Here is a 13,753-nt window from a genome sequence, read left to right on the forward strand (position 1 = left end):
CCATATCTGCCGGTATCTTTTCGAGAAGTTTACGAGCCGCCGCTCGCGGCTTCGGGGCTCGCCGATTACTAGCTTTGACCGCGTCTCGAAATTCTTCGTTAGTGCGCATCAGCGAATCACCGTCTGCTCCATAAATGAAGTAAAGGGCGCGGTAGTGAATAACTTATAGTCGCCGTCTTCGTCTTCTTGATCGTCAAGCATGATATATAGCGGCACCAAATATCCATCAATATATGCGTCATCCCAGTAGTTGGCAGCACGCCATGCAGATTCTTGGAGATTTTCGTAAGTTTTGATCCGATTCAAGATATAAGCACGGCTTGAATATTCGCCGGAACCTTTCCTGTTCTTAATGCGAGAGCATGCGTCGCGAGCGCCGTCGTGGAATGCCCAGCAATACAGCACGGAAGGATACTTCTTATGAGGTACAGTCTTCGCGAATGAATCAGCCTCCAGAATAGTGTCGTAATACTGGGCTACACGGCCGTAGCTCGAATCATGTAAAAAACAACTGCCGAGATTAGCTTTCTTCAGCTCTCTTAAGAACTTGACACCACTTGTCTTTAATGTCACGAGACCAAATTTGTCTTCATCTTCTTCATCCGCGCCAAATGGCGAGACGAAGTATGCCCGTCGTGAGTATCCGCCCATATCCGCGAGAAGCTTTTCGTACAGCCGCCGAAAATCCCAATCTCTGAGCGAGTAGCCGACGAATACAATGGTGCGGGTCAACAGCATATGTTTGAGTAGCGTGCCGATCACGTTGTCGCTCAATTCGGCAAGGCATTTCTCATAGTCTGATTCCGTCGCTATGATAGTGCTAAGATTCGTCATGCTGCCATGTATTTTAAGCACCCGACGGCCTGGCATGTCATAAAGGGCGATATCTTCGCCCGCGACGAATGGCGTCGCTAAACATTCCTCTTCAAAGTATGTATCCCAGTTCGTCGTCACGATGTCTTGCAAATATGGCATCGTGGAAAGTTCTCGATGAAATTTACGCGCATCGTATCTTGGGCCCCAAAAGCTGTTAATCCAGTCGAATTTTGCCTTGACCATTTGAACGAACGCCCTGCGCTCAAATCTGTCAACATAGGCCTGGATGACTTTGGGAAACGATTCGGCTTCTTTGAGACCTAATTCCTCGGCTGCCGCCTCCATGATGGTTTCAGGGAATACCGTGGGCACCTCGGTACTGACACCGGCGCCGGCAAAGATGACAACGTCACGTGAGTGTGCGGCCCTGACCAACTCTTCGGGCAGGTCGAAGTCATAATCGAGCCCACACTCGACGCATTGACAGATGTTCTCGTGCTCGTCAAGACTGCCCGGTTTGGGGATCGCCACATCTCTCGCGATGTCTTCTGGTCCTTGTTCTGACATGTCCTCGATAGTCCCATCTCAAACCGAGGGTCCGAGGGTACCGACGCGCCAGCTTCTGTGTCCCAAGCCGCTAGGGGCGAGATAGAACGTGGTGCGATCCTTGATGAAGGCTATGACCCCGATGACCCTAGGTGATGGCGGCCCTAGACCGGGCGCGCGCCGGGCTGACCGAGTGACGTGGAACAAGATGGCTCAGGTCAGAGCCCCGTGCGATAGCGGTATGCAATCGGCTGTAACCGGCCGGGATCTAACTTCCATGGCATCTCCAAGATCAACTCGCCCCCCGTTGCCATGGGTTGCTCGCCGTTCCTGCGCAGGAGGATGTGCCGGACTATCGCAAATGCATTGTTGGGGTATTCAGCTTCGTGGAGCCCTACCTCGTTGGACGTCAGAACCACATCTGAGCCGTCCGAGGTTGTCCCCTTGACCTCGATCTTGATCGTTTGGCCTTCCTTGATGGCCTTGACGTCATACGACTCGGTTGACCCGACGTCTTTGGTCTCGTAGTGAAGTCCCTCGAAGTAGGCACGCACGAGCTCCACAGCGCGCTGCTCGATGACTTTGTTCTCTGCAGCATTCAGACGCGTGCGGTCTCGGATCTTCCGTGGCCTGCTGATCGCGTCTAGCGCAGCGACACCGTCCGATACCTCGGGTGAGTCGCCCGGTACATACAACCCTTCATCTTTGAGGTCGTAAATACGTCCCAACCACGAGGCGCCCACAATCAGGTCAGCCCTAATCTGCTCGTCGGACGGCACATCGTCGATCGGGTACTCAACTGCCACAACATTTCCCAGCTCATAGAGGGTGCCGAGCTCGCTAGCGCGATTGTCGAGCCGCATCTCAGTTGTCCACGGACCGGGAAATGTTGCTTCATCAGTGAGGACCTGTCGAGCCCAGGCCGTGCGGGCAGACAGGTCGGATAGCGGCTGTGGGCGCCAACCACCTGCATCCCATTGCGTTGTCCCTTGGTTGAGGCTCAGGTAGGCGCGGTCGCCGCCGGCGCTGAACAGGAAAACGAGATACCAGTCGCGGGTCGCGCTGGGTGAACGGGATTGGGAGTAGACGCGGGTCCACGGGATTTCGGTGCGACTCCCGCTACCGTCGCCGCCCTGCACCCGTAGATCATCGACCCCAACACGCGGGGCGAGTTCCGGTAGCAGGTCTCGGAGCTCGTTTGGCAATTGTGTCCTGACCAGGTCGCCGCGTCGCTTCATGGCGTCCGTGACTTTGCTGGAATACTCCGTCTGCCACAACAGCACCTCTTGAATGGCATCGCGCATGGTGGCACGTTAGCGACTCGCGTTGACGTGCGGCGCCAATTTTCACAATCCTGATGTGAGTAATCCCGGAGGCGCATACGCTGCCATCGACGAATCGGGCATCGTCTCAAACAGCGAGATCACCAAACGGGGGTTGGAAGCATGCCGTTGGTCAGCGGCGCGACCTTCGCCGGGTACACCATCCTGCGGCTGCTGGGTTCCGGGGGGATGGGGGAGGTCTATTTGGCCCGGCACCCTCGGCTGCCCCGCAGCGACGCATTGAAGATCCTCCCGACCGACGTGTCCGCCGATCGCGAGTTCCGGGACCGTTTCAACCGCGAAGCCGACGTCGCGGCCACGCTGTGGCACCCCCATATCGTCGGGGTGCATGATCGCGGCGAATTCGATGACCAACTGTGGATCGCGATGGACTACGTCGAAGGCACCGACGCCGGCCAATTGATGAAAGACCGGTACCCGACGGGGATGCCGGTACATGACGTGTGCGCCATCGTCACCGCGATTGCCGGGGCGCTTGACTACGCCCACCACCGCGGGCTGTTGCATCGTGACGTCAAGCCGGCCAACATTCTGCTCGCAGAGCCCGAGGACGGTGAGCGACGTATCCTGTTGGCCGACTTCGGAATAGCGCGACAGCTCGCGGACGTCAGCGGACTGACGGCGACTAATCTCACCGTGGGAACCGTCGCCTATGCCGCACCTGAGCAGTTAATGGGTGAAAACATCGACGGCCGCGCCGATCAATACGCGCTGGCCGCCACCGCGTTTCAGTTGCTCACCGGCGCCCCGCCGTATCAGCATTCCAACCCCGTGGCTGTCATCAGCCAGCATCTCAATGCAGCACCACCGAAGCTCAGCGACCGCCGACGCGAGTTGGCGCATCTCGATCCGGTGTTGTCGACTGCGTTGGTCAAGAACCCCGCCGAACGGTTCGGCAGGTGCCGCGAGTTCGCCCAGTCACTCAGTGAACGCGCCGCCAGTGCAGCGGAAAGTGATCGCGGCACCGAGGCGGGCATCACCGTCGCCGCACCTATTGCGGGATCATCCGCGTGGTCGAAACGACCCAGCGAGACATCGGATTCCACAGCCACAAAGGCGCCAGTGGCCGAGGGGAAGGGGCGCAGGCGGAATCGGATATTACTCGGGACGGCGATAGCGGTGGTGATGCTGACCGTCATCGGTGTCATCGGCTACATGACCCAGCCGAAGCACCGGACCACCTCCGCGGCTGCTGGTACTCCTGCCGCGCCTGCTGCTGTCCTCGACGGCACCTTTCGGATGGTCTACGACCTGGCAAAGCGGACCGCTAATGGCGCGCCTACGCCGCCTGCGTCCAGCGTCAACAACATCTTCTGGGTAGCCTTCCGGTCGCTTTGCACGCCCGCGGGGTGCGTGGCGAAGGACGTCGAGTTGGACAACAAGAATCCCCAAATCCTCGGCACTGCTGCCGGTTCCGCGCCCAGGGATTACCATTTCGCCGACGGCCACTGGCAGGAAACGCCCTTTCGTCGCCAAGAAAGCGTCGACAGGTGCCTAGGCGTGAACGGAGCGATCGTCGCGGGCGCAGAAACGCTGATGGCCGTGAACTCTCTGGAGCCTCAGCCCGACGGCACGCTGCACGGCCTTACCACCCAGACTGTTCTCACAAACGAGTGCGGCCAGCAGGGATTGGTACTGGCGACTCCCTTCGTGGCGACCCGCACAGGTGACGTGCCCACCGGCATCGCCATACCTGATCCGGCGGAAGTGACCGCCGTACCCACGACCATCGCCTCGAGACCACCCTCTGGGGGGCCGGTACTCGAGGGCGCATATCGCATTGACCTCGACATGGCACACCAGACCGTTAGTGGAAACCCCACGACCGGCGGCTCTAGCAAGGAAACCCATTGGTATGGGTTTCGTTCGTCATGCACTTCTACTCGATGCGTCGCCACGGGGGCGGTCCTCGCAGACAATAACCAACAGGAATCCGCCGGGATCGGACTCTTCTTCGAGTTCACGGACGGATACTGGCAGAACACGCCTTATCTACAGCCGCCCGCACCATGTTCGAGCGGAGAGGGCGCAGATACAGCCACAATTAGCTCATCATTACAGCCGCAGCCGGACGGCACACTGCACGGCACTCAAACCGTAACAATTCTCACCAACGAGTGCGGCTTCAAAGGCAACGTTTACAAGACACCCATTGTTGCGACGCGGATCAGTGACGTGCCGCCGGCTGTCGTTCTGGCTGACCCGGCGTTGTTCTAACAGTTAGCTGTGCCATGCGGCGGATGTTGTTTCGCCATGGTTCGGTCGCGGAGTAACCGCGGGGCACCGCCGGCTCGCCTGGCGGCCGGCGACGATCGCCGAGGCGACGCAACCGATCAGCGCGGGCGCCTCGACCATCTGTTGCACCGCGTCGAGGATGTCGACGGCCTTGTCGGTGTGTGATCGCGATGCGAGTAGGACGGCCAGCGACGGCGCCTCACCCGGAACTCCTCGCTCGCGTGTGCTGCAGCCTCCACCGCGGCCTGATGTGCGTCGGGCGCGGTAGAGACTCCGACTCCGATCCGCACAGTTTCATGATGCGCCGTCCCGGCCATCCTCAGGTCCGGCCGAGCGCGTCCCGCACGCGTCCCCGCGCCCGTTCGAGCCGAACGGCGGCCTCGGCCGCGTCGACGCCCGCGAGCAGCGCGACGATCGCGGTCTTGGCGTGACCGCCCGCAGCCGCGAGCGCGGCGGTCGCGGCCTGTTCATCGACGCCGGCCGCATCGCGGACGATTCGCACCGCGCGGCGACGCAGCTTCGCGCTGGTTGCGCGCACGTCGACCATCTGCGGGCCGTAGGCCTTGCCGAGGGCGATCATCACGCTGGTCGACAGCGCGTTGAGCACGACCTTCTGGGCCGTCCCTGCGGACAAGCGCGTGGAGCCGGCGAGAACCTCAGGGCCGGTGAGCAATTCGATCACGACGTCAGCAGACCCCTCGCTGCCCGGGTTGTTGACGATCGCGACGGTCAGCGCGCCCGCCGCTCGCGCGTGCTCGAGCGCCCCGAGAACGTACGGCGTGCGGCCCGACGCCGTGATCCCGACGAGCGCGTCGGCGGCGGTCAGGTCGGCGAGATCGGCGGGGTCGAATGCGTCCTCCGCGCCCTCGATCGCGTTGGTCAGGGCCGCTGGCCCACCTGCGATCACGCCGCGTACGAGGTCGGTGCCGAACGTCGGCCCGCACTCGGCCGCGTCGAGCACGCCGAGCCGTCCAGGTGTTCCGGCGCCGGCGTAGATCAGGCGGCCGCCGCGCTCGAGGCGTGCGGCGATTGCCTCGGCCGCCGCCGCGATCCGCGGGACCCCCGCCGCCACCACGGCGTGCGTCTCGCCCTCGGCGGCGACGAGCAGCGCGACGATCTCGCCGATGGGCCGGGCGTCGAGGTCGTCCAGGTCTGGACGCACGGCCTCGGTGGCGAGCGCGTCGAGCCCATGCGCGGCAACGGTTTTGGGAGCCAGCACCCGGATGACGTGCGGCTCGTGGATCGCCGCCAGCCGCAGCGCGCCGTCGAGCGCGTCGCCGGCGGCCGGGACGAGGTTGAGCTGCGCGCGCAGAGCCTCGACTCGCGCCAGGCCGCCGACCATCGCCACCGGGCCGTCCCCGGCCGCGCGGGCGGTCGCGGCAAGCGCCTCGGCGGCGGCGCTGACGAGCCCCAGTGCCGCGGCATCGCCCTCTTCAGCTAGGACGTCGGGTGCGAAAGACGCGAGAGCGGCGGCGCCGGTGAGCTGAGCGGGCCAGGTCTCCGGCGCGCCGAAGCGGGCGCGGGCGGCGTCGAGCAGCATGGTGGACGGGCCGCGGCCGTCGTGGGCGCGCAGCGCCGCGCGCAGACCGGCGGCGCCGATCCACGCTCCACCGCCCTCATCACCCAGCCACGGGCCCCAGCCGTCGGCGGTCCGCCGCGCGCCATCGGCGCCGATCGCGAGCGCCACCACGCCGGTGCCCACGATCAGAACGACGCCCGGCTCCCCATTCAGCGCGCCAGCGTGTGCGATGACGGCATCGCTGGTCACCGCGACGCGTTGCGCGCGCAGCGAGGTCATCAGCGAATTGCCCAGCGCGCGTGCCGCTTCCGGCGCCGCCAGCGCCCCGGCGGCGCCGACAATCACCTCGTCGACTGGGCCCAGCTCGCGCGCGACGGCCAGGATCGCCGCCTCCGCGGCCCGCTCGCCGCCAGGCGCCGTCAGCCCCGGCGCGCCCGGCCCCTCGGCCCTCCGGCCACCTGCCGCGGCCCGGCAGGACGTCTTGCCGAGGTCTACGGCCAGGATCACCCCAGCAATCCTGTCATGAGAGGCCGCATGTTGACCAGGGCGTCAAGGCCAAAGCCATCATCCACTCCTCGAATTCCCATCCGACACTTAGGATTTCGCTCGATATGGCCATCCGATTGCAGGTGGCGTCCTGAAACAGTCGGCGAGCGGGAATTCAGGCTGGCCCCCGACCAGTACCTGTGGCACATTTGGCAAATGAAAGACGACGATCCCGAGAAGCGGATCCGCGAGTTAGAGCGTGGGCTTGGCGACGCGACATCGACCCCCCAAAGTGCGCCATACACGGAGAGTGCGCCGTATGCAGGTGAGGCGCCATACACGAGCGGTCCGTCGTACTCGCCAACTCCGACGTATGGCCTCGGGTTCCAGCCCCCGCGACGCAGCACCCCAATGCCGTGGTTGCTCATCCTGGTCGTGCTGGGGATTCTCATCCCGGTCGTCATCGCGCTCGTGTTGATGTTCGTCAGGTCAAACCCGAGCGCGTCGATCCTTGGCAACATTCCGAAGCCGGGGGTGCCCAGCAACGGCCCTACCGCGGTGCCCCAAGGCGGCGACCTCCGAGTCGGCGGCAGCATGGAGACCAAGACGATCGCGTGCAACGACGGCAACCTCACGCTCTACGGCACGGGCGGCACGTATACAGTCACCGGCCACTGCGCCAGCCTCAAGGTGGGCGGCTACAACAACAACGTCACCGTCGACAACGCCGACACCCTGGAATCCACCGGTTACAGCAACACGGTCACCGCCCACGCCTGCAACAACTGCAAGCTGACGCTGTCGGCCTACAGCATCGAGTTCGACATCACCGGCCACGCCGCCAGCCTCACGATCTCGAGCTACGACAACAAAGTCACCGTCGACAACGTCGACCGCATCAACGTCTCCGGCTACGACAACGTCGTCACCTACCACTCGGGCACACCGAAGATCACCGACTCGGGCTACTCCAATACGATCCACCGGGGCTGAGGCTGCGGGACAACCGCGCGCGGAGGCTTGCGAACACGACGCGGTGGGTAATGGGGGTAGCGATGAGTGACAGCGTGCAAACCGGAACCATTACCACCCAGGTACCTGCGCGGCTGGACCGGCTGCCCTGGTCGCGGTTTCACTGGCGCGTCGTGGTCGGGCTGGGCGGCGTGTGGATCCTCGACGGGCTCGAGGTCACGATGGTCGGCAACGTGTCGGCTCGCCTCACCGAAAAGGGCAGCGGCATCGCGCTCACACCCGCGGACATCGGCGTGGCGGCGGCGATTTACATCACCGGGGCCTGCCTGGGCGCATTGTTCTTCGGCCACCTGACCGACCGCTTCGGCCGCCGCAACCTCTTCGTGCTGACCCTCATCGTGTATCTGACCGCGACGGTCGCGACCGCATTCGCCTTCGCGCCGTGGTTTTTCTACCTGGCACGCTTCTTCACCGGCTCCGGCATCGGCGGCGAATACGCCGCCATCAACTCGGCCATCGACGAGCTGATCCCCGCACGGGTGCGCGGTCGCGTCGACCTGATCATCAACGGGACCTATTGGCTTGGGTCGGCCATGGGCGCGGCCGGCGCACTGGTCCTGCTCAACACGGCGAACTTCCCCGCCAATGTCGGGTGGCGGCTCGCGTTCGCCATCGGGGCCATCTTCGGCATTTTCGTCCTCGTCGTCCGGCGCAACGTCCCGGAAAGCCCACGCTGGCTGTTCATTCACGGGCGCGACCAGGAAGCCGAGCAAGTGGTCGGCGACATCGAAAAAGAAGTCGAAGAGCACACCGGCGAACCGCTGCCCGAGCCGCAAGGCCGGCCACTAAGAATCAGACAGCGCGAGACGATCTCGTTCGTCGAGATCGCCAGGGTGGCCTTCAAGCTCTACCCGCGTCGCGCGATCTTGGGGTTGGCGCTGTTCATCGGGCAGGCCTTCCTTTACAACGGCGTGACGTTCAACCTGGGCACGCTGCTCAGCGGGTTCTACGGCGTCGCCTCGGGGGCGGTGCCGGTGTTCTTCATCCTGTGGGCGCTGAGCAATTTCTTCGGCCCGCTGCTGCTCGGGCACCTGTTCGACACCGTCGGCCGCAAACCGATGATCACCCTGACCTACATCGGCTCGGCCGTCGCGGTCGTCGTCCTCGCGGTCCTATTTGTGACCAAGACCGGCGGCGCGTGGACGTTCATCGCGGTGCTCGCGGTCGCGTTCTTCCTGGCATCGGCCGGCGCGAGCGCGGCCTACCTGACCGTCAGCGAGATCTTCCCGATGGAAACCCGGGCCCTGGCGATCGCGTTCTTCTACGCGGTGGGCACGGCGATCGGCGGCATCACCGGGCCGTTGCTCTTCGGCCAGCTGATCAACTCCGGAGATCGCGGCCAGGTGGTCTGGTCGTTTTTGATCGGCGCGGTCGTGATGGCCGCCGCCGGCCTGGTCGAGCTGTGGCTCGGCGTCGCGGCCGAGCGCCGACCGCTGGAAGAGCTGGCCCTGCCGTTGACCGTGGCCGACGCCGAGGACCCCGGCGACAAAAGCCCGTAACCTGGCACGGTGGCTGCGCGGAAACCCCCGTCGACCCGCCTGTCGGTCCAGGACTGGCTGCAGGCCGGCTACGCCCTGCTCGCCGAGCAGGGCGTGCGCGCGCTGAAGGTCGAACGGCTCTGCCAGCAGCTGGGTGTCACCCGGGGCAGCTTCTACTGGCACTTCGAGGACATGGACGGCTATCGGGCCGCGCTCGTCGAATCCTGGAACACCTTCCTGGAGCGCGACCGCCAATCCCTGGCCGAACTCGACGCGCTACCACCGCGGGAACGGCTGTCCACCATGATGATTGACTTGGTCAGCCCGCAACATTGGATGCTCGAGCGCGCGATGCGCGAGTGGGCCCGCACGGACCGCGTCGCCGCCGCCAACATCCGCGCCGCCGACCGACGCCTGCTGCAGTCGGTCGCAAAGGCCTACGCGGACTACGGTTTCGATCCCGACGACGCCAAGCTGCGCGCGGAGCTGACCTTCGCGGCGGGCATCGGGCTGCTGCACCTCGCCGGCTCGGCCGAGCAGGCGGAGTCCGTGACGCAACGGGAGCGATTGCTCGACCTCATGCTGGCCGATCCGACGTAAAGCTCACACCATCGCGATCGGCGAGATCTTCGCGCCAATTGCCAACGCACCGGCCAACTCTCGGCCGACGTCGTAATCGAACACCACATGGCCGGCCGCGATGTCCACGTCGCGCTTGGCGCGCTGCAACGGGTTCGCCAGGAAGTGGGCGCTAGCGCCGGCGGCTTCCATCAGATCGGCGATGACGGATCGGCACTCGTGCACGGTATGGGCCGCGGCCATGCGCGCGTTGGCCCGTGTCGATCGTCGGACGCGCTCACCGCTGACCACGATGCGCTCGATCTCCTCGGCGGTCTCGGCGATCAGCGCGCGTACCGCGCGCAGCCGCACGTTGGCATCCGCGAGCCTGATCTGGGCGGCGGGCTGATCCTTCTGTGCCACACCGCTATACGCGAGCATCCGGCCGGCCAGCCGTTCGGCGAACAGCTCGGTCACCCGTTCGGCGGCACCGAGGACCGGCATCGCCGCCGTCAGCGCGAGCGCCGGAACCAGCGGCCAACGGTACGTCGCGACTCCGTGAAACTGCGCTCCCGGCGCGGTTCCGCCGTAGATGTCCGACACCGAGACGATGCGGTGCTCGGGCACGAAGACGTCGGTGGCGACGAGGTCGTGCGAGCCGGTGCCGCGCATCCCCGCGGTGTGCCACACGTCGGCCACCTCGACCTCGCCTGCCGGCACGGCCACCAGCGCCGCGCTAACGCCGTCCCGCCGCTCGACGAGCGCCCCGACGATCACCCAATCCGCGTTCATCGCCCCGGTCGCCCAAGACCACCGGCCCGTCAGGCGCACTCCGCCGTCCGCCGCGCTGCCGCGCCCGGTCGGGGCCAGGGGAGCGGGCGCCAGCACCGGTCCCGAGGCGAACACTTCCTCCTGAAGCCGCGGGTCGAACAGCGACAGCATCCAGTTGTGCAATGCATAAAAACCCAGGGTCCACGCGCTCGACGCGCAGCCGTGCGCCATCCGCCGGATCGGTGCGAGCAGCTCGGGGAACGACGCCTCGATGCCGCCGAAGCGCGCCGGCAGCAACAGTCGAATGAGGTCGGTCTGCTTGAACTCGCTGACCGTCTCGGCGGGTAGGCGGCGCAGCCGCTCGGCCTCGTCGGCGCGCTCGGCCAGCCGCGCGACGAATTCGTCGGTGATTCCGTGCAGGGAGCGGACATCGACGACGGACATGCCGTCGACCGTAACATACTTTTTTGTACGGTCAGCTGGTCAGCTTGTCAGCTGCCGAAGCCCCCGTGTGGCGAGTTCACCACGGTCGCTGGCCCCGTGGGGGAACCGTTGACGCGCGCGGCGGCGAATTCCGCGCCCTTGTCCACGATGCTGCCGTCGTCCGCGTACGTGTCGTGCGCGGCGAAGTTCATACCGTCGGAGCACACCGGGTCTTCGGGGGCGCAGACCTTGATGGTCTTGGCCGCGTAGGTCGGCCCGATGACGACCGGGGGCTGGCCGAGGAAGTCCATGGCCCGGACGTTCGGCATTCCGAACAGCACGACCGCGGCGACGTGGTTGGCCACGTCGGGCGACAGCGGTTTCGGCACCGTCGCCGGGTCGACCCCGTCGGGCACCGCCGCGGAGGTGACGAAGCCCATCACGGCCGCACCCTGGGAGTAGCCGCTGAGCACCATCTTGGTCTGCGGGCAGCTTGCCGCCTCGGACTGGACGTGCGCGCCCGCGTCCCGGATGCCGTCGACGCCCGTCTGCCACTCCTGGCTTGCGGGGTAGTTGACCGGATAGACATCCATCGACTTCGGGGCGATGCGCCCGCGCAGGTTATCGACGAACGCTTGTCCCGTCGGGCCGACCCCGGGATCCTCACCGGTGCCGCGGGCGAACAACACCTGGACGTCCGGACATCCCTGGGCGAATGCGATTGGGGCAGCCACGACGGATCCGCTGAGTCCAGCGGCGGCGAGTACTGCAGGAGCAAGAAAGCGAATGACATTACCGGCGGTCATGCCGCAATATTTGCCCATTCCAGCGCCTCCCAAACCTAAGAATTTCCAGAGGACTTCATAATTATTCCCCCACACCGTAGGGGGTCCGCAAGTCACTCGGCGAGAGCACCGTACCCAGTGCGATCGGGGGTCGCCAACTCAAGTTTGCTGTGGTTCGCGCGGGCGTTAGCGGTGCGTGGACTGCCGGGCTTGGCCAATCACCGGATTGTGAACCAGATTTCACGGCCAGGGGCGCATCTCCGCGGGAGCTCCGCGGCGAACCATCGCCAAATACGTTGCTGGCCAGCCCAATACTCGTTGCGGCGGAGCAATTGCTAGCATCGCGCGATGGGCGCTGTCTCCAGGCGTGACCTACTGCGATTCGCCGGCGTCGCGCCGGCGGTGCTCGGTGCCGCGACGCTCGACGCCCCCCGTGTGGCCGCCGCGGGCACGGCCATCTTCCTCGACCCGGGCCACAACGCGGTGAACGACGCCTCGATAAACCAACAAGTCCCCAACGGGCGGGGCGGCATGAAGGCGTGCCAGACGTCGGGCGCCGCCACCAACGACGGCTATCCGGAGCACGCGTTTAACTGGGACGTCGTCCAGCTGATCAGCGGCTCGCTCAACCAGATGGGCGTGCGCACCCAGTTGTCGCGGGACAACGACAGCTCCGTCGGTCCCTGCGTCGACCGGCGCGCGGCGCTGGCCAACGCGATGCGCCCCGACGCGATCGTCAGCGTCCACGCCGACGGTGGTCCGCCGTCGGGCAGCGGATTCCACGTCAACTACTCCAGCCCGCCCCTGAACGCCGCGCAATCTGGCCCCGCGATTCAGCTTGCCCGCACGATGCGCGATGCCCTGGTGCAGGCGGGCCTGCGGCCGTCCACCTACATCGGCTCCGACGGCCTCTACGGCCGCGACGACCTCGCCGGTCTGAACCTCGCCGAGTACCCGGCGATCCTCGTCGAGCTCGGCAACATGAAAAACGCCGACGAGGGCGCCCGGATGGAAAGCGCGGACGGTCGGGCGAGGTATGCCGCCGCCGTCGTCCAGGGGATCGCGGCGTACCTGAAGCTCTAGACGAGCTGGGTCAGGGCCGTCACGACGACGAGCACCAGCACGGAGATCCCGACGACGTACACCGGGGTCCGGGCGGCGATGCGCGCCGGCATCGGCCGCCGGCCCAGCGTCCGCTGGCGTTGCAGGGTGATCAGGAAGCTACACAGCGCGGCGGCACCGGCCAACGCGGCAGGGATCAAGGCCGCCGGTTCGGTTGCGCCGTGCCAGTCCTTGATCGTCAGGAGCACGCCGTTGACCAGAAACGCGAACGACGTCCGCGTCCAGGCCAGGATCGTGCGTTCCGCCGGCAGGCTGGCCGGCCGGGTCAACCCGCGACCGCCTTCAGGATGACCAGGCCGAGCGCGATGATCCCGACCAGGCTGAGCCCCACCGCCAGGTACACCGGCGAGGGGTGACGGGGCAGCGGGCCTCCGCGTCGCATGGCGCGATCGGCCTGCTGCCAGCGCACCAGACCCATCACGCTGGTGAGGGTCGCCAGCAGCGCGAGACCAACCCCGAGCAGGCGGCGCGACCCGGGGATCGCCAGCTCCGGAACCAGCTGCACTAGGGCGACGGCCGCCGCGAGCAGGCCCAGCGCGGTGCGTTGCCAGGCCAGAAACGTCCGCTCGTTGGCGAAGGTGAACCGGTAGTCGAGCTCTTCGGGCTCTTCGGCGTTGTCGGCCACGAGGCACATCGTTG

12 protein-coding genes and 2 pseudogenes are annotated in these 13,753 nt (G+C 65.4%); 5 read left to right on the forward strand and 9 right to left on the reverse strand.

The annotated features are described in order from the left end of the window. Positions 1-108 precede the first annotated feature (108 nt). Positions 109-1,383: an SIR2 family protein gene (locus tag ACQI5H_RS13710; protein WP_427079904.1), complete on the reverse strand. Its 1,275-nt coding sequence runs from the start codon at positions 1,381-1,383 to the stop codon at positions 109-111. A gap of 197 nt (positions 1,384-1,580) precedes the next feature. After that, positions 1,581-2,666, reverse strand: coding sequence for an MrcB family domain-containing protein (locus ACQI5H_RS13715; RefSeq protein WP_427079905.1), 1,086 nt, complete (start codon positions 2,664-2,666; stop codon positions 1,581-1,583). A 141-nt stretch (positions 2,667-2,807) separates the two neighbouring features. Between ACQI5H_RS13715 and ACQI5H_RS13720 the strand changes: the two genes are divergently transcribed. After that, complete coding sequence (locus ACQI5H_RS13720) at positions 2,808-4,922, forward strand: serine/threonine-protein kinase (RefSeq protein WP_427079906.1); 2,115 nt, start codon at positions 2,808-2,810, stop codon at positions 4,920-4,922. 54 nt (positions 4,923-4,976) lie between these two features. Here ACQI5H_RS13720 and ACQI5H_RS13725 read toward each other — a convergent pair. The 3 genes and pseudogenes from ACQI5H_RS13725 to ACQI5H_RS13735 all read right to left on the reverse strand — a co-directional run. Beyond that, positions 4,977-5,230 (reverse strand): annotated as a pseudogene (locus tag ACQI5H_RS13725) (FIST signal transduction protein); the annotation flags it as partial. Positions 5,231-5,259: 29 nt separating this feature from the next. Continuing rightward, the gene (locus ACQI5H_RS13730) at positions 5,260-6,156 is read right to left on the reverse strand and encodes an N-acetylmuramic acid 6-phosphate etherase (RefSeq protein ID WP_427080006.1); all 897 of its coding nucleotides are present in this window, start codon (positions 6,154-6,156) and stop codon (positions 5,260-5,262) included. Between the two features lie 138 nt (positions 6,157-6,294). After that, positions 6,295-6,966: pseudogene (locus ACQI5H_RS13735) on the reverse strand (BadF/BadG/BcrA/BcrD ATPase family protein); the annotation flags it as partial. Between the two features lie 390 nt (positions 6,967-7,356). On the opposite strand from ACQI5H_RS13735, the gene ACQI5H_RS13740 reads away from it, so the two are divergent. From ACQI5H_RS13740 to ACQI5H_RS13750, 3 genes are all read left to right on the forward strand, one after another. Next, positions 7,357-7,938 (forward strand): DUF3060 domain-containing protein, encoded by a 582-nt coding sequence (locus ACQI5H_RS13740; protein ID WP_427079907.1) that lies wholly within the window; start codon positions 7,357-7,359, stop codon positions 7,936-7,938. Between the two features lie 62 nt (positions 7,939-8,000). Further along, positions 8,001-9,476 (forward strand): MFS transporter, encoded by a 1,476-nt coding sequence (locus ACQI5H_RS13745; protein WP_427079908.1) that lies wholly within the window; start codon positions 8,001-8,003, stop codon positions 9,474-9,476. 9 nt (positions 9,477-9,485) lie between these two features. Beyond that, positions 9,486-10,055 carry a TetR/AcrR family transcriptional regulator gene (locus ACQI5H_RS13750; RefSeq protein ID WP_427079909.1) on the forward strand — a complete coding sequence of 190 codons (570 nt, stop codon included), beginning with the start codon at positions 9,486-9,488 and terminating at the stop codon, positions 10,053-10,055. A gap of 3 nt (positions 10,056-10,058) precedes the next feature. On the opposite strand, the gene ACQI5H_RS13755 is transcribed toward ACQI5H_RS13750, so the two are convergent. Both ACQI5H_RS13755 and ACQI5H_RS13760 read right to left on the reverse strand, forming a co-directional pair. Beyond that, the gene (locus tag ACQI5H_RS13755; RefSeq protein WP_427079910.1) at positions 10,059-11,228 is read right to left on the reverse strand and encodes an acyl-CoA dehydrogenase family protein; all 1,170 of its coding nucleotides are present in this window, start codon (positions 11,226-11,228) and stop codon (positions 10,059-10,061) included. Positions 11,229-11,275: 47 nt separating this feature from the next. Then, positions 11,276-12,031, reverse strand: coding sequence for a cutinase family protein (locus ACQI5H_RS13760; RefSeq protein ID WP_427079911.1), 756 nt, complete (start codon positions 12,029-12,031; stop codon positions 11,276-11,278). 309 nt (positions 12,032-12,340) lie between these two features. On the opposite strand from ACQI5H_RS13760, the gene ACQI5H_RS13765 reads away from it, so the two are divergent. Further along, entirely contained in the window at positions 12,341-13,075 is a 735-nt protein-coding gene (locus ACQI5H_RS13765; RefSeq protein WP_427079912.1) for an Rv3717 family N-acetylmuramoyl-L-alanine amidase, read from the forward strand. Here the strand turns inward: ACQI5H_RS13765 and ACQI5H_RS13770 are convergent. Both ACQI5H_RS13770 and ACQI5H_RS13775 read right to left on the reverse strand, forming a co-directional pair. Further along, a complete protein-coding gene (locus ACQI5H_RS13770; protein ID WP_427079913.1) occupies positions 13,072-13,383 on the reverse strand; it encodes a DUF202 domain-containing protein in 312 nt (103 codons plus the stop codon). The two genes, ACQI5H_RS13765 and ACQI5H_RS13770, sit on opposite strands and share 4 nt — an antisense overlap. Beyond that, on the reverse strand, positions 13,380-13,748 hold the full coding sequence (locus tag ACQI5H_RS13775; RefSeq protein ID WP_427079914.1) for a YidH family protein: 369 nt from the start codon (positions 13,746-13,748) through the stop codon (positions 13,380-13,382). The genes ACQI5H_RS13770 and ACQI5H_RS13775 overlap by 4 nt, the downstream gene beginning before the upstream one ends. Positions 13,749-13,753: the final 5 nt, after the last annotated feature.

Origin of the sequence: Mycobacterium heidelbergense (assembly GCF_050205645.1) — a bacterium.
GTDB classification, from domain to species: Bacteria; Actinomycetota; Actinomycetes; order Mycobacteriales; family Mycobacteriaceae; genus Mycobacterium; species Mycobacterium heidelbergense_A.

Bases quoted from the DNA above. Each gene is read 5' to 3' on its own strand.
- ACQI5H_RS13740 (WP_427079907.1), top strand. From the start codon at position 7,357: ATGCCGTGGTTGCTCATCCTGGTCGTGCTGGGGATTCTCATCCCGGTC.
- ACQI5H_RS13715 (WP_427079905.1), bottom strand. From the start codon at position 2,666: ATGCGCGATGCCATTCAAGAGGTGCTGTTGTGGCAGACGGAGTATTCC.
- ACQI5H_RS13760 (WP_427079911.1), bottom strand. From the start codon at position 12,031: ATGGGCAAATATTGCGGCATGACCGCCGGTAATGTCATTCGCTTTCTT.
- ACQI5H_RS13765 (WP_427079912.1), top strand. From the start codon at position 12,341: ATGGGCGCTGTCTCCAGGCGTGACCTACTGCGATTCGCCGGCGTCGCG.
- ACQI5H_RS13720 (WP_427079906.1), top strand. From the start codon at position 2,808: ATGCCGTTGGTCAGCGGCGCGACCTTCGCCGGGTACACCATCCTGCGG.
- ACQI5H_RS13710 (WP_427079904.1), bottom strand. From the start codon at position 1,383: ATGTCAGAACAAGGACCAGAAGACATCGCGAGAGATGTGGCGATCCCC.
- ACQI5H_RS13775 (WP_427079914.1), bottom strand. From the start codon at position 13,748: ATGTGCCTCGTGGCCGACAACGCCGAAGAGCCCGAAGAGCTCGACTAC.
- ACQI5H_RS13755 (WP_427079910.1), bottom strand. From the start codon at position 11,228: ATGTCCGTCGTCGATGTCCGCTCCCTGCACGGAATCACCGACGAATTC.
- ACQI5H_RS13745 (WP_427079908.1), top strand. From the start codon at position 8,001: ATGAGTGACAGCGTGCAAACCGGAACCATTACCACCCAGGTACCTGCG.